This window comes from Flavobacterium gelatinilyticum, from assembly GCF_027111295.1.
GTDB classification, from domain to species: Bacteria; Bacteroidota; Bacteroidia; order Flavobacteriales; family Flavobacteriaceae; genus Flavobacterium; species Flavobacterium gelatinilyticum.
In genome coordinates, this window is sequence record NZ_CP114287.1 from 2,525,499 (window position 1) to 2,540,477 (window position 14,979).

A 14,979-nucleotide genomic window follows, 5' to 3' on the forward strand; every position below is an offset into this window, starting at 1 on the left:
CTTTTAATAAATTCCTATTTTCCTTTTAAGGTTAATATAATTTTCGCCAATATTCTGCAAATCTCATCTGCTTCTTTAAAGATGCTCTCGAATTCATTTACAGAGATATAATCTGTTGTTTTTAACAACTTTAACCAATAAATCGTTTCTCTTGCTTCTTTATATGAAATTTCAAGCTTGAATAAAAACTCTTTATCAGAACGTCCTCCAATTGATTCTTCGATGTTTGCTCCTATCGAAGTTCCAGATCTGAGAACCTGCTTACTCAGAACAAACTCTTTTTTTGTTTCGGTTAGGTACTTGTACAAATTGACAATCCTCACCGCAAAATCAAATGATTTATCCTGAACAATATTTTCTTTCATTTTATAAGAACGTGCAACCTTTTAATTTTTAATTCTCAATTTTTAATTGAGATTATCTTAATTTTAAAGTAACGATTGATAATATGGCTAACATCACGGCTACAATCCAGAATCGGGTTACGATTTTACTTTCGTGATATCCTTTTTTCTGATAATGATGGTGCAGTGGTGACATCAGGAAAATTCTTCGGCCTTCACCAAAACGTTTCTTGGTATATTTAAAATAACTAACCTGTATAATTACCGAAGCACTTTCGGCAAGGAAAATACCGCAGAATAAAACAATCAATATTTCTTTACGAACTGCAATTGCCAAAACTGCGATGATACCTCCAATTGTTAAACTCCCTGTATCACCCATAAACACTGAGGCAGGAAACGAGTTGTACCAGAGAAAACCAATCAAAGACCCCACAAATGCCGAGATAAAAACCGTCATTTCACCTGAATTGGGGATATACATTATATTTAGATAGTTTGAGAAAATAATATTCCCCGAAACAAATGTAAATATCCCGAGTGCAAGTACTGAGACTGCGGAGGTTCCGGCCGCGAGACCGTCGATGCCGTCTGTTAAATTTGCTCCGTTTGAAACTGCGGTGATAATAAAAATTACTACCGGAATAAAGATCAGCCAAGCCCATTTTTCGTATCCGTCTCCCATAAACGAGAGAACTTCCGCATAATCAAATTCATTGTTTTTTACGAAAGGAATCGTCGTTGCTGTCGATTTTTCTTCAACCGGCGCCGGAAGTATAACTGTTGTATTTGCTGCTGCTTTAAAAACATCGGTACGGCCTGTATCTGTTCTTACGGTAACGGCAGGATTGAAATAAAGAACAGCTCCTACGATAATTCCTAATCCAACCTGACCAATAACTTTAAAGATCCCTTTAAGCCCTTGTTTGTCTTTTTTGAATATTTTGATATAATCATCCACAAAACCAATTGTTCCCATCCATAACGTTGTCACAATAAGCAAAACAATATAAATGTTGTGCAGACGGGCAAACAGAAAAACCGGAACTAATGTTGCAAAAATGATAATTAACCCTCCCATAGTTGGTGTACCCGCTTTTTCGTTCTGACCTGCTAAACCAAGTTCACGTACTGTTTCTCCAACCTGCTGGCGGCGAAGGAAGTTAATCACTCTTTTACCATAAATAGTTGACAACAGCAATGAAAGCAAAAATGCCAATGCCGATCTAAAAGTTATATACTGGAAAACTCCTGTTCCCGGTATATCCAGTGTCTTGTCAAAATATTCAAATAAATAGTACAGCATATTTTTCTATTTTTTAAATTCCAATTTTGAAACTCCAAATTCCAATTGTGCGGCGGTATTTGAACTTAAAAATTTATTATTATTTATTTAGTTGATCTAAAATTTCTTTTACCGTTTCCATATCATCAAAATGATGTTTAATACCATTTATTTCCTGATAGGTTTCATGTCCTTTTCCGGCAATCAGAATAATATCATTTGGCTGAGCCAATTGACAAGCCGTTTTTATAGCCTGCTTTCTATCCGTAATTCTTAATATTTTCTTGTAATTATGAGCTTCTACACCTTGTTCCATTTCATCTAAAATCACTTCCGGATCTTCGTTTCTTGGATTATCTGATGTTAAAATTGCTTTATCACTTAAATCTGAAGCAATTTTTGCCATAATTGGTCTCTTTGTTTTGTCTCTGTTTCCACCGCAGCCTACAACTGTAATCAATTGTTCGTTTTTTGTACGGATATCATCAATTGTTTTCAGTACATTTTCTAAAGCGTCCGGTGTATGTGCATAATCTACAATTGCAGTTACTTTTGCATCGGTTACGATGTACTGAAAACGTCCTGAAACGCTTTCTAAATCAGACAATAAACGCAGGGCTTCAAGGCTGTCCATTCCCAGCTCTACGGCAGTTCCGTAAATAGCCAGAACATTGTATGCATTAAAAGTTCCTATTAGTTTTACCCAGACTTCATTATCATTTATCTTTAATAACAATCCTGATAACTGGCTTTCTAAAATAACAGCTTTAAAATCGGCATACGATTTAAGAGCGTAGGTAAACTTTCTTGCCACTGTGTTTTGAAGCATTACGGTTCCGTTTTTATCATCGATATTTGATAATGCGAAAGCTGTTTTTGGCAGCGAATCAAAAAATGATTTTTTAACGTCTCTGTATTCTGCAAAAGTTGCGTGATAATCCAAATGATCGTGAGAAAGATTCGTAAAAATCCCTCCTGCAAAATGCAAGGCTTCGGTACGTTTTTGATGGATTCCGTGTGAACTTACTTCCATAAAACAATGTGTCACACCTGCTTCAATCATTTCATTCAAATATTGATTGATCGTGACTGAGTCTGGTGTAGTATGCGTTGCCGGATATTCTGTTTCATCGACCATTATCTTTACGGTTGATAATAATCCAACTTTAAATCCTGCTTTTTTGAAAAGCTGAAACAATAATGAGGCAATTGTAGTTTTCCCGTTTGTACCGGTTACGCCAACTAATTTTAATTTTGCAGAAGGATCTTCAAAATAATTAGCAGCCATAAATGCCAAAGCTGTATTGGTATCTTTTACCTGAATATAAGTGATTCCTTTTTGAATATTTTCAGGAAGCGTATCACAAATAATTGCAGCTGCCCCTAGTTGTATCGCTTTTTCTATATAATCATGCCCGTCTGAAAGTGAACCGCGAATGGCCACAAAAACATCTTCTGACTGCACTTTGCGTGAATCAAATTCAATTTTTTGAATGCCGATTTCTGTTGAACCTGTTACAGATTCAATGGCAGCTTTATATAATATGTCTTTTAGTATTTTCACGATAATTCTAATACTATAGTTGTGTTTTTAATTATAGTTTCTCCGGCCTGAATAGATTGTTTTTTAACCTTTCCAACTCCAATAATTTTCACTTTTACATTCAGATTTTCAAGTAAGGCAACGGCATCCATTCCCGGCATTCCTTTTAAATTCGGAATCTGATTGGTTTTCTTTCTTGATTCTAAATCGTATTTATCATAACTGGTTTCCTGTTTGGCGATTTTAGAATCAAGCTGTTTTATTTTATTGGTTGATGGTGCATCTGTAAAAATCTTTTGAGCGATTCTTTTAAAAACCGGCCCTGCAACATCTGCTCCGTAATAATTATTCTTAGCTGTATTTGGCTTGTGAACCACTACAATACAGGAATATTTGGGATGATCTGCCGGAAAATATCCTACGAAAGAAGAAGCATAATACATTCCCTCTCTTCCTGCTTTGCTATAATTAACCATAGCTGTTCCGGTTTTTCCTGCCATCGAAAAATCTTTCGAATACAATTTAGAGCCTGTTCCTTTTTTAACTACATTTTCTAAAACTGCTTTTACTTTCTTCAACGTTTCAGGTGAACAAACCTTTGGATTAATTACCTCAACATCAAACTTTTTAATGGTTTTATTCCATTCTTTAATTTCAGATACAAACTGAGGTTTTACCATTACGCCATTATTGGCAACTGAATTGTAAAAAGCCAGTGTCTGCATTGGCGTAACCGAAACATTATACCCAAAAGCCATCCACGGAAGTGTAGTTCCTGACCAATGTTTGTCTCCTGGCTGTGGAATGTACGGTCTTCCTTCTCCTTTAAAATGCAGTCCTAATGTTTTATCTAATCCGTATGATTTAATATGATTTACAAACTTTCTGGGATTGTTTTTGTAATTATTGTAAACTGCCTGAACCATTACCGTATTTGACGAAAGTTCGAATCCGCGTGCTAATGAAACTTTTCCGTAGCCGCCATGATGCGAGTCACGTACAGATCTTCCGTAATATTTAACGACACCGCCCTGACTGTCATAAACGGTACTTGTATCAGCTACTTTATCTTCTAGAATAGCCATTAAATCAACTAGTTTAAAAGTAGATCCTGGTTCATGAGACTCAGCAATTGCATAATTTGTAGTTTCGTAATACGATCCGTCTTCTGCTCTTCCTAAATTCGAAATCGCTTTTACATGCCCTGTTTCGGTTTCCATAACCACCACACAGCCATGATCTGCTTCGTAATCTTCTAATTGTTTCAGTAAAGCGTGATGCGCAATATCCTGAATAAAAACATCTATTGTCGAAATTACATCGTAACCATCAATTGGATCTACCTCGTTTACATCACGAATAGGCTTCCATTGTCCTTTTGCAATTTTTTGTTTTAAAATTTTACCGTCTTTTCCGTTTAGGTAATTTTTAAAAGCCCATTCGATTCCTTTTCCTACCTCTGTTCCTGTTGCAGGATCAATACGGTCATAACCAATGGTTCTTTCGGCAATTTTCCCTATCGGGTGTTTTCTTACTGTTTCCTGTTCTACTATTATACCACCTTTAAAAGCGCCTAATTTGAATAATGGAAATCCTTTGATTTTTACATATTCTGTGTAACTTAAATTTCGGGCAATCAGGTAATAACGATTTTTATTGACTCTTGCTTTTCGTAATTCCTTTTCATAATATCCTGACGGTCTGTCTAAAACTGTTTCAAGAGAATCTGAAAGTTGTTTTACATACTTTTCAAATGTTTCCTGTTTTGGCGCTTTTGCATCAAAACGAATTTCATAATTCGGGATTGAGGTTGCCAGTAAGCTTCCGTCAGCAGAATAAATATTTCCTTTGTTGGCCGGAATTACAAAATTTCTAACAGTACGCTGTTTTGCCAGTTTTCTGTAATAGTCTCCCTGCACCCACTGAATATTGGTTAATTTAACGACAATAGCAATTGCCATCAAAAAGATGAAAACTGCTACGAGGTAAATTCTGTAGGATATATGTTTATCGTCTACTGCCATATTCTTTTAAAGAAACTTTTTTCTTCTTCTTTTTTAACTTCTATTTTTATTGGCGGAACCGTCGATGGGAATATTTGCTTTTCCTGCATTTTATCCGAAATCGTGGATTCCATTTTTAATTTCATCAATTCAGAACGCCTGTCTACAAATTCAGATCTTAGTTCTTTAACTTCATTGTTTAGTTTTGCTATTTCAAAAACCTTTTGTTCGTATCGCTGTGTATTTGCAATCATCAAAATCGCCAGCAGAATTATAAACACAATGAACCTCCAGTTTTTTATGGCATCATCATGAATTAGAAACCTTGCTTTTAATATTGCGAATACTCCACTTTTCATTTTTTCTACCTATATATATTATATCTTTTCGGCAATTCTCAATTTTGCACTTCTTGCTCTGTTGTTTATTTTGATTTCTTCGTCGTCCGGGACAATCAGTTTTCCGATGGTTTTAAACGGTACCGAAAAGTTTCCGTAAAAATCTCTTTCTGGTTCTCCTTCGAACATTCCGTTTTTAATAAATCTTTTTACCAGTCTGTCTTCAAGAGAATGGTATGAGATTACTGAAAATCGTCCGCCCGGTTTTAAAATTTCAAGAGACTGCTCAATGAACTCTTTTAAAACATCCATTTCCTGATTTACCTCAATTCGAATCGCCTGATAAATCTGGGCCAGAATTTTGTTTCGTACTTTTTCCGGCAGGTATTTTTTCAGCACTTCTTTTAATTCATCTGTCGTTCTGATTGGGTAATCTCTTCTGGCTTCTACAATTGTTCTGGCCAGAACCGGTGCGTTTTTCAACTCCCCATAATCAAAAAAAACACGACGTAAATCCTGTTCTTCATATTCGTTAACCACCCGATAAGCATTTAAATCATTCTTCTGACTCATCCGCATATCCAGTTCGGCATCGAATCTGGTAGAGAAACCTCTTTCCGGAACATCAAACTGATGTGATGATACTCCTAAATCGGCCAGAATCCCATCCACCGCTTTAACACCATGAAAACGCAGAAATCTTTTTATAAATCTGAAGTTTTCATTAATTAAGGTAAACCTTTCGTCCGGCAGTGCATTTGCCAGTGCGTCTTCGTCCTGATCAAAAGCAAACAGCCTTCCGTTTGGGCCTAATCGTCTTAAAATCTCTTTTGAGTGCCCTCCTCCGCCAAACGTAACATCTACGTAGATGCCGTCCGGCTTAATATCTAAACCATCAACAGTCGGATGAAGCAAAACCGGATTATGATATTCCATTGTCGTCGTCATTAATATTTCCCATTACTTCCTCGGCTAAATCAGCAAAATCCATATCTTCGCCGCTTATTGATTTTTCGTATAAATCTTTATCCCAAATTTCCACAATATTAACCGCAGATGAAAAAACAACATCTTTAGAAATACCCGAAAACGTAACTAAATCTTTTGGCACCAATAATCTACCTAATGCATCAATCTCTACCACTTTTACGCCGGCAGTAAATCTGCGGATGAAATCATTGTTCTTTTTTACAAAACGATTCAGCTTATTAATTTTCGCCATCATTAAATTCCATTCTTCCATTGGATACAACTCCAGACATTGCTGAAAAACAGAACGTTTCAGGACAAAACCATCCTGAAGCGAGGAAGACAACTGCTTTTTTAGGGGTGCCGGTATCATTAACCTCCCCTTTGCATCTACCTTACACTCATATGTTCCAACAATCGTATTCAAGAAAAAAAACTACTTAACATGTTACACAGCAAAAATATAAAAAATTTTACCACATATTACCACTTAATACCACTTTGTTGATAAGTTTAACCACTTTACTACCACTTCGCGTAAAGATTAATTAATCAATACTTTAGACATTAATTAATCAAAAGATAATTTCTTTTAACAATTACAAAAATTAAACAGTCATTCTCTTAAAAAATTAAGTATATCGCAGCCTATTTAACATTTACATAATCTAACAAAACCCACTCAAAAAGTTGATTTTTAATTATTTAGAAATTCTACTAAAATTATGTAGTTAAAAAATGGCGTCAAAAATCCATTTTTATTTATTAAACCCTATATTTGTCGAAATTGAAATTGGCACAAAACCAGATGGACAAAAACTACAAAAAAGAAGGCAAATACAGCTATTATGAAGCTGGAGAAGGAACCCCTATTGTTATTTTACATGGATTAATGGGAGGCCTTAGCAACTTTGATGGTGTAGCACAATATTTCCCAACGAAAGGATACAAAGTTGTTATTCCTGATTTGCCAATATACACGCAGAGTATCTTAAAAACGAACGTAAAAAGTTTTGCTAAATATGTAAAAGACTTTATCACCTTTAAAGGCTTTGACAAAGTTATTTTACTAGGAAATTCATTAGGAGGACATATCGCACTATATCACACGAAGCTATATCCTGAAAAAGTTGCAGGACTCGTAATCACAGGAAGTTCAGGTCTTTACGAAAGCGCAATGGGAGACAGCTACCCAAGAAGAGGCGATTACGAATACATTAAAAAGAAAGCCGAAGATGTATTTTATGACTCAAAAATTGCAACTCCGGAACTGATTGATGAAGTATACGCAACAGCAAATGACCGCATCAAATTAATCAAAACTTTAACAATTGCCAAGAGTGCAATACGCCATAATATGGCCAAAGATTTACCAAAAATGACAGTTGAAACCTGTATCATTTGGGGTAAAAATGACTCGGTAACACCGCCAAATGTTGCTGAAGAATTCCATACTTTACTGCCTAATTCGACTTTGTACTGGATTGACAAATGCGGACATGCAGCTATGATGGAGCACCCTGACGAATTCAACGAAATTCTCGAAAAGTGGCTTACCGAAAAGAATTTATAGCATCTAACTTCGCTTTTTTAGAAGTTAAAAAATAAAAAACATGAAAATTAACAGCGCCGAATTTATTGTCAGTAATTCTGATGCTTCAAAATGTCCGAAGGATTTTTTGCCGGAATACGCATTTATCGGCCGGTCAAATGTTGGTAAATCATCGTTGATTAACATGCTTACCAACCATAAAAATTTAGCAAAAACATCAGGAAAGCCGGGAAAAACTCAATTAATAAATCACTTTAAAATCAACAACAACTGGTTTTTGGTCGATTTACCTGGTTATGGATATGCTAAGGTTTCTAAAAAAACAAAGTCGGTTTTCCAGCAGTTCATTACAGACTATTTTGAAAACAGAGAGCAGTTAGTATGTGCTTTTGTTTTGATTGACATTCGTCACGAAGCTCAAAAAATAGACATTGAATTTATGTCATATATGGGCGAAAGTGAAATTCCGTTTTGTATTATTTTTACCAAAGCAGATAAAATAAGTAAAGGAAAAATTGATTCCCATATAGCAGCGTACCGCAAACAGATGTACGCGAATAACTGGGCAGAGATGCCTCATTACTTTGTAACTTCTTCAACAGAATCAATTGGAAGAGATGAAGTCTTATCTTATATAGATGAAGTAAACCAGGAAATGTTTAAAAACAACTCATAGTTTTAAAAATTAAATTCCAAATTCGGAATCAATACTATTGAAATCCCAAAATCCAATTGCAAAGCTTGGATTTTGGGATTTTTTTATTGAATATTAACTCCGCTTTATTGGAATTTGAAATTTCACCATTGATTATTACCCTTACTTTTGGAATTTAATTTGATTATATTTGAATTAACTAACCCTAAGATCTATGAAAACCAGACTGCTTTGTTCTATTTTTCTTCTTTCTCTTTTTTTATCGTGCAGTTCACCATCGTACATTTTCTTAACTCCAAAACAAACCGGCGTTGACTTTACTTCCGGAAAATGGTTATTAAACGAACTGGACGCGCCAAAAGATTCCAAAGACGAATTAACCGAGACGTCTTTAAAATTCTTTAGAAAAAACTTAGTAGATCGTGTATCCTATATTCATGATGTAAACGGATTGCTTGTTCCCAGAAAAATTCCGCTAAATCCAAATGCAACCCGATTAAAAGAACTGAAGGAAGGAACGGGATTTGATTTCTTCATTAATATTTCTACAAAAAAGAACAGAAGCGACTTTTCTGCTATTGAATTATATCAAAGTGATCGTGAAACAGGAAAAAATGAAGCTTCGGTAATTGTAGAAATTTACGACTTAAACCTGCAGCAAATTATTTACTCGCAAAACGTGGTAGGTGTAACCAGAAAACAATCTACAGAATCGGTTTGGGAAACACAAAAATCAGATAAACTTATAGATAATGTGGCGCTTTACAAAAATACGTACGCGCTGATGAAGGGAGCTCTAAAAAAGGCATTTAAAGACATTGAGAAAAAGTCTGTCAAGTAGAATAAATTCCACCAATACTGGATCGTACTTTTAACCGCAATGTATGCAAAGGCTTTAAGCAAAGTACAAAAGAGATTTTACAAGCAAAAATTGAGATCGCAGATTTTTTTTATTTTTCTCTTTTTTTTACGAAATAACAAAATGTATATAATCAACACATGAGTCAGTAAAATTAGTACAATACGCAGAAAAAATTACACAAAAAATTCCAAACCCCAACAGAATTGGAATTTGGAATTTTAATATCGAAATTTTGATTTATTATTTCGTAAGCTCCAGTTTCTCTGCAAAGTAATCGCAGAAATCTTTCATAGTATCTGACATTTTTTCGTCGTCTGTGGCACGTTTAAAAGTATCTGCCATTGCAACCAAAGTCTGGTGGAAGAAAATTTTCATTTCATCAACCGGCATATCTTTTGTCCAAAGATCAATACGCATAGTTTCCTGCGCCTTACTGTCCCAGATAGACAACATAATGGCTTTTGCTTCTTCTGCAACTACACCGCCATCCTGTGCACTCCATGTTAATTTTTCCGGAACACGGTTTTCGTCTAATTCGACGTTAAATTTAATTTCTGATTTTATTGTATTTGACATTATTTCTTAGGTTTATATTTTGACTTTTCGAAAATTTCTTTTGCATTAATTTTTAATAATTCTGACAGCGATACGTTGTTGTTCTTCATATACGAGCGAACAATCTGCCAGCCTATCCAGGCCCCGACTCTTCCCGGAGATTCATTATCTATTTCTAAATAAAATTTAGAAAACGGTGCCGGTGCTATAAAACGGGATGTTAATTTAGGATCTAAACTATAGAGCATTTCATTTTCAAGAAAATAGCGCCACATATAGTTTTCATTTTCTTCACACCATTTTATCTGTTCCGGAGTGTATCCCATTTTATCGGCATCTGTGTATTCAGGCAGCAGTAAATCTTTTGCATACAATTGTTTCCCTTCAAAAATCATTTGCGAAATCAGGTTTTTATCTGCGTAGGCTGGAATATTTCTGTATGTAAAACTCGAAACAACATCCGGCATGATCTGCTTTTCTTCAAAATTCTGTTTCAGGTAATTTGGAAACTCATAAAATTTATGATCTTTACCTAAATACAATTCTAAAGCAACTACAACAAGACTGTCTGCGTAAATCGCTTTAGAATTATAGTCCATCTCTCCTATTATAGTAATAACCTTTGGCGTTTTGGTTTTTGGGAAATAGTATTTCACGTGCTGGAAAAGCGAATTAAATTCTTCACGAACCGGCTCAAAATTGCTGTATTTCTTCTGAACCTCATCATACACCTCTTTCCAGATTGGTTCTTTCATTTTTTGAAGCCATACATTATCATCATTCCCCGGAAAGAAATATGGGTATTGTTTTTTTATTTTAGAAAGATCTTCGGGTTTAGATTCAAAAAACACTTTATCAAAGCGCTCTACTTTAATATCAACCGGAATTTCCTCAACTGCTTTTTCAACCTTTGTTTTTTGATCACAAGACAAAAAAAACAAGCATAGAACCACTGCAAAGCGATATAATTTCATTTTATTTTAATTAGATTTGTGTTGCTGGATTTTAAGTTATGATATACTTAAAAATAATTCTGCAAATATAACCCCTGCATCTTAAAACTTGAACTATTATGGCTAAAAAAAGCACAATTCAGACAGAAAAAGTAAATACCTATATTGTTGAATGGTTAAAAAATTATGCTGTTAACGCAAAATCGAACGGTTTTGTGATTGGAATTTCCGGCGGAGTAGACTCTGCAGTAACTTCTACGCTGTGCGCCCAGACCGGACTGCAGGTTTTATGCGTCGAAATTCCAATTCATCAAGCTGAAAGTCAGGTCTCTAGAGGAAGAGAACATATTAATCAGTTAAAAAGTCGTTTCCCAAATGTTTCAAGTGTTGAAACTGACTTAACTTCGACTTTTGAAGCTTTTAAGAGTATTGTACCCATATCAAAAGATTCAACAAAAGTTAATTTATCGTTTGCTAACACAAGAGCACGTTTACGCATGACTTCTTTATATTATTTAGCAGGAATAAACGGGCTATTAGTAGCAGGGACAGGCAATAAGGTCGAAGATTTTGGTGTAGGATTTTATACAAAATACGGGGATGGAGGTGTAGATTTGAGTCCGATTGCCGATTTAATGAAATCTGATGTTTACGCCTTAGGAGAATTTTTAGACATTCCGAAATCAATTTTAACTGCCGCTCCTACTGACGGACTTTTTGGAGATAACCGTACAGATGAGGATCAATTAGGCGCCAGTTACGACGAATTAGAATGGGCTATGCTGGCCTCAGAGTCAGGAAATACGGCAGATGACTTCGATGGGAGAGAAAAATCTGTCTTTGAAATTTATAAAAGATTAAACACCAGCAACAAGCATAAAATGGATCCAATTCCGGTTTGTATCATCCCAAAAACGTTAAAATAAATATTTTAACATTTGTCTGCAATTAATTACAGAATTTATTTATTAATTTTACAGCTCCAAAAACATGATAACAATTCTAAAAAGGTAAAATTATGATTAAAGTATGTCTTGCAGACAATCATCCTGTGACTCACTTTGGCGTTAAGTCTTATTTCAAAGACCACGATCAAATTTCAATTGTTGCTAACGTAGGCAATTTTTCAATGGTTAGAGATATCCTTCAAACAAAGGAGATCGACATCCTAATTTTAGATCTGGAATTAGAAGGTCTTTCAAGTATCTTTGAGGTTAAATCAATCTTGAAAAATTTCCCAAAAACAAAAATTGTAATTTTCAGTGATCTTGCTGAGCAAATGTACGCTCCAAATGCTATTAAAGCAGGAGTATCCGGGTATGTACACAAAACAGAAAAACTTGAAACTTTAGGTCTTTCTATTATTAAAGTACACGAAGGAAAAATTATCATCAACGAAACTGTACGTAAAAACATGGCGCTTATCGCTAAACAAAGCAAAAGCGAGCGTTTGTACAGAAAATTATCTAACCGTGAAATCGAGGTTTTACGTTATTTAAGTGATGGTAAGAAAAACAATGAAATTTCTAAGATCTTAAGTCTGAACGAAAAAACGATCAGTACTTACAAACTAAGGTTATTAACGAAATTAAATGTTACTAACTTAGTTGACTTAGTAAATAAAGCTAAGACTTTAGAAATTATTTAATTTGATGGTATCCTGATTTGTTCAACAGATCATCAACCATAAAAAAAGCTCTATATTGTAATCAGTATAGAGCTTTTTGATTTATTAGTGATAAGGAACTACTACCCTGCCCAGCTTTTTCGAGAAGTTATTCAGCAGTTTCGAATAATCTACAACCATAGACAGGACTTCTGAATTGTCGTCCTGCGGATCAGTCATCAAAGAATTTTTTAATTCGTGAATGATTTTAGAAACCAAAAACCATCTCATAGAAAATATCGTATCTGAAACATTTTGTTCGATTGTTACATTTTTATGTTTTGGAAAAATATTCTGCCCTTCCCAGTTATGAATGGTCAATCTTTCGTCTTCCATTAAAATATTGGTAACTTCCTGAGCAAATTCAGGTTCTAAATGCATTAAATATTTATCTAAACTAAATGTCTCATTCTGATTATAAAAATCAATAATATTATTATAAATGTTTTGAAATAAAGCATTAGACAATTCTACCTCATCTTCCTGAAGGCTTAAATATACTTTTTCGAATACTTTATATTCTCTTTTTTCTGACACTTCTTTTACATTTCCTTCTTCATCTGCTTTCAGGAAAACATCTTCAAAATTTTCAACTACACTGCCGTACAATAACAATATCTCAATAACTTTTCTTTCAAAGCCATATAAAATATCTACTTTTTGATTTTGTTCTTGCGGATAATATCCCGGATCTCCCGGATAATCATCCGGAGGTCCTGTTCTTGGGTCTTCCGGATCTCCGCCTGAAAACGTTCCTGCTTGCGGAGGCTGGTTCCTAACTACTTCAAAAGGTCTTTGTTCCTGTTTCTGCTTTTTATTCGCGTCAGCTATATCTTTCTGAATCAGCTGTGCTAAAGTACTCACCAAAACCTGCTCGGAAATATCCATAATACGGGCACATTCCTGAATATATACTTCACGCTGAATACGATCCGGTATTTTAGAAATACTCGTAACCATATCGCGAATCAGATCGGCTTTTTTGATTGGATCGTTTTTGGCTTCGTTCATCAAAATCGAAGCTTTAAACTGTATGAAATCTTTACTGTTGTTTTCTAAATACGCAACCAGATCATCATGCGAATTTTTTCGGGCGAAACTGTCCGGATCTTCTCCATCAGGAAAATTACAGACTCTTACATTCATGCCTTCTTCAAGAATCAAATCGATTCCGCGGATAGAAGCACGAAGTCCGGCCGCATCTCCATCAAAAAGAACGGTAATATTTCGTGTCAGACGGTTTATCAAACGAATCTGGTCCGGCGTTAAGGCAGTTCCGGATGAAGCTACAACATTCTCGATTCCGGCCTGATGAAACTGAATAACATCTGTATATCCTTCGACCAAATAACAGTTGTTTTGCTTGGCAATCGACTGTTTGGCATGATAGATTCCGTAAAGCACTTTACTTTTATGGTAAATATCACTTTCGGGAGAGTTTAAATATTTTGCCGCTTTTTTATCATTAGTTAAAATACGTCCTCCAAAGCCTAAAACCCTTCCGGACATACTTTGAATAGGAAACATGACACGACCTTTAAAACGGTCAAAAGGACGGTCCTCTCTGGCAATAGTTAAACCTGTACTTTCTAAAAATTCTAATTTATATCCTTTTCCCAGTGCTTCTTTGGTCAGGGCATCCCAGGTTTCGGGAGAATATCCTAAATTAAATTTTTTAATGGTTTCGAGAGTAAATCCTCTTTCTTTAAAATATGACAAACCAATTGCTTTTCCTTCTTCTGAATTTATAAGCACATCCTGAAAGTATTTTGCAGCAAACTCCGATACGAGATACATACTTTCCCGAACATCTGTCATTGCTTTTTCGGCATCTGTCTGCTCGGTTTCTTCGATTTCGATATTGTATTTTTTAGCCAGATAACGAATGGCTTCTGGATAGGTAAAATGAGAATGCTCCATTAAAAAGGCAACCGAGTTCCCTCCTTTTCCGGAGCTGAAATCTTTCCAGATTCCTTTGGCAGGCGAAACCATAAACGACGGCGAACGTTCATCTGAAAACGGACTCAGTCCTTTAAAGTTACTTCCGGCACGTTTTAAATTGACAAAATCACCAATAACCTCCTCGACACGAGCAGTTTCAAAAACAGCGTCTATTGTAGTTTGTGAAATCAAAACGTAAATTGTTTTTTTTAAAAATTAGAGCCTGTAAAAGTACACAAATCAAATCTTAATTTACAAAAAAAAGTACTCCTTTCGAAGCACTTTTTCTACTAACTAAACTTAAACTTTATTC

The 14,979-nt window shown here is 35.1% G+C and carries 15 protein-coding genes; 5 read left to right on the plus strand and 10 right to left on the minus strand.

The window, feature by feature from the left end; all coding sequences use genetic code 11:
- Positions 1-14: 14 nt before the first annotated feature.
- The 7 genes from OZP11_RS10660 to OZP11_RS10690 all read right to left on the minus strand — a co-directional run bounded on the left by OZP11_RS10660 (position 15) and on the right by OZP11_RS10690 (position 6,909).
- Entirely contained in the window at positions 15-365 is a 351-nt protein-coding gene (locus OZP11_RS10660; protein ID WP_281235184.1) for a four helix bundle protein, read from the minus strand.
- Between the two features lie 52 nt (positions 366-417).
- Positions 418-1,650, minus strand: a complete 1,233-nt coding sequence (mraY, locus tag OZP11_RS10665; RefSeq protein ID WP_281235185.1) for a phospho-N-acetylmuramoyl-pentapeptide-transferase — start codon at positions 1,648-1,650, stop codon at positions 418-420.
- Positions 1,651-1,729: 79 nt separating this feature from the next.
- Complete coding sequence (locus OZP11_RS10670) at positions 1,730-3,193, minus strand: UDP-N-acetylmuramoyl-L-alanyl-D-glutamate--2,6-diaminopimelate ligase (protein WP_281235186.1); 1,464 nt, start codon at positions 3,191-3,193, stop codon at positions 1,730-1,732.
- The gene (locus OZP11_RS10675) at positions 3,190-5,196 is read right to left on the minus strand and encodes a penicillin-binding protein (protein WP_281235187.1); all 2,007 of its coding nucleotides are present in this window, start codon (positions 5,194-5,196) and stop codon (positions 3,190-3,192) included. The genes OZP11_RS10670 and OZP11_RS10675 overlap by 4 nt, the downstream gene beginning before the upstream one ends.
- Positions 5,187-5,534: an FtsL-like putative cell division protein gene (locus OZP11_RS10680; protein ID WP_281235188.1), complete on the minus strand. Its 348-nt coding sequence runs from the start codon at positions 5,532-5,534 to the stop codon at positions 5,187-5,189. Before OZP11_RS10680 ends, OZP11_RS10675 begins: the two co-directional genes overlap by 10 nt.
- A gap of 18 nt (positions 5,535-5,552) precedes the next feature.
- A complete protein-coding gene (rsmH, locus tag OZP11_RS10685) occupies positions 5,553-6,461 on the minus strand; it encodes a 16S rRNA (cytosine(1402)-N(4))-methyltransferase RsmH (protein WP_281235189.1) in 909 nt (302 codons plus the stop codon).
- Positions 6,436-6,909 (minus strand): division/cell wall cluster transcriptional repressor MraZ, encoded by a 474-nt coding sequence (locus OZP11_RS10690; RefSeq protein ID WP_281235190.1) that lies wholly within the window; start codon positions 6,907-6,909, stop codon positions 6,436-6,438. The genes rsmH and OZP11_RS10690 overlap by 26 nt, the downstream gene beginning before the upstream one ends.
- A 381-nt stretch (positions 6,910-7,290) precedes the next feature.
- Here OZP11_RS10690 and OZP11_RS10695 point away from each other — a divergent pair, with 381 nt between their 5' ends.
- The 3 genes from OZP11_RS10695 to OZP11_RS10705 all read left to right on the plus strand — a co-directional run bounded on the left by OZP11_RS10695 (position 7,291) and on the right by OZP11_RS10705 (position 9,530).
- A complete protein-coding gene (locus OZP11_RS10695; protein ID WP_281235191.1) occupies positions 7,291-8,055 on the plus strand; it encodes an alpha/beta fold hydrolase in 765 nt (254 codons plus the stop codon).
- Positions 8,056-8,095: 40 nt separating this feature from the next.
- Positions 8,096-8,710, plus strand: a complete 615-nt coding sequence (gene yihA / locus OZP11_RS10700; protein WP_281235192.1) for a ribosome biogenesis GTP-binding protein YihA/YsxC — start codon at positions 8,096-8,098, stop codon at positions 8,708-8,710.
- Positions 8,711-8,903: 193 nt separating this feature from the next.
- On the plus strand, positions 8,904-9,530 hold the full coding sequence (locus OZP11_RS10705; protein WP_281235193.1) for a hypothetical protein: 627 nt from the start codon (positions 8,904-8,906) through the stop codon (positions 9,528-9,530).
- Between the two features lie 261 nt (positions 9,531-9,791).
- On the opposite strand, the gene gldC is transcribed toward OZP11_RS10705, so the two are convergent.
- Together gldC and gldB are read right to left on the minus strand one after the other, a co-directional pair.
- Positions 9,792-10,127 carry a gliding motility protein GldC gene (gldC, locus tag OZP11_RS10710; RefSeq protein WP_281235194.1) on the minus strand — a complete coding sequence of 112 codons (336 nt, stop codon included), beginning with the start codon at positions 10,125-10,127 and terminating at the stop codon, positions 9,792-9,794.
- On the minus strand, positions 10,127-11,080 hold the full coding sequence (gldB, locus tag OZP11_RS10715; protein ID WP_281235195.1) for a gliding motility lipoprotein GldB: 954 nt from the start codon (positions 11,078-11,080) through the stop codon (positions 10,127-10,129). The genes gldC and gldB overlap by 1 nt, the downstream gene beginning before the upstream one ends.
- A 98-nt stretch (positions 11,081-11,178) precedes the next feature.
- Between gldB and nadE the strand changes: the two genes are divergently transcribed.
- Entirely contained in the window at positions 11,179-11,985 is an 807-nt protein-coding gene (gene nadE / locus OZP11_RS10720; RefSeq protein WP_281235196.1) for an NAD(+) synthase, read from the plus strand.
- Positions 11,986-12,077: 92 nt separating this feature from the next.
- On the plus strand, positions 12,078-12,707 hold the full coding sequence (locus tag OZP11_RS10725; protein ID WP_121362197.1) for a response regulator transcription factor: 630 nt from the start codon (positions 12,078-12,080) through the stop codon (positions 12,705-12,707).
- A gap of 84 nt (positions 12,708-12,791) precedes the next feature.
- Here the strand turns inward: OZP11_RS10725 and dnaG are convergent, their stop codons facing one another.
- Positions 12,792-14,858 carry a DNA primase gene (dnaG, locus tag OZP11_RS10730; RefSeq protein ID WP_281235197.1) on the minus strand — a complete coding sequence of 689 codons (2,067 nt, stop codon included), beginning with the start codon at positions 14,856-14,858 and terminating at the stop codon, positions 12,792-12,794.
- Between the last annotated feature and the right edge of the window lie 121 nt (positions 14,859-14,979).

Bases quoted from the DNA above. Each gene is read 5' to 3' on its own strand.
- gldC (WP_281235194.1), bottom strand. From the start codon at position 10,127: ATGTCAAATACAATAAAATCAGAAATTAAATTTAACGTCGAATTAGAC.
- OZP11_RS10695 (WP_281235191.1), top strand. From the start codon at position 7,291: ATGGACAAAAACTACAAAAAAGAAGGCAAATACAGCTATTATGAAGCT.
- rsmH (WP_281235189.1), bottom strand. From the start codon at position 6,461: ATGACGACGACAATGGAATATCATAATCCGGTTTTGCTTCATCCGACT.
- gldB (WP_281235195.1), bottom strand. From the start codon at position 11,080: ATGAAATTATATCGCTTTGCAGTGGTTCTATGCTTGTTTTTTTTGTCT.
- OZP11_RS10705 (WP_281235193.1), top strand. From the start codon at position 8,904: ATGAAAACCAGACTGCTTTGTTCTATTTTTCTTCTTTCTCTTTTTTTA.
- nadE (WP_281235196.1), top strand. From the start codon at position 11,179: ATGGCTAAAAAAAGCACAATTCAGACAGAAAAAGTAAATACCTATATT.
- mraY (WP_281235185.1), bottom strand. From the start codon at position 1,650: ATGCTGTACTATTTATTTGAATATTTTGACAAGACACTGGATATACCG.
- OZP11_RS10680 (WP_281235188.1), bottom strand. From the start codon at position 5,534: ATGAAAAGTGGAGTATTCGCAATATTAAAAGCAAGGTTTCTAATTCAT.
- yihA (WP_281235192.1), top strand. From the start codon at position 8,096: ATGAAAATTAACAGCGCCGAATTTATTGTCAGTAATTCTGATGCTTCA.
- OZP11_RS10725 (WP_121362197.1), top strand. From the start codon at position 12,078: ATGATTAAAGTATGTCTTGCAGACAATCATCCTGTGACTCACTTTGGC.
- OZP11_RS10675 (WP_281235187.1), bottom strand. From the start codon at position 5,196: ATGGCAGTAGACGATAAACATATATCCTACAGAATTTACCTCGTAGCA.
- OZP11_RS10660 (WP_281235184.1), bottom strand. From the start codon at position 365: ATGAAAGAAAATATTGTTCAGGATAAATCATTTGATTTTGCGGTGAGG.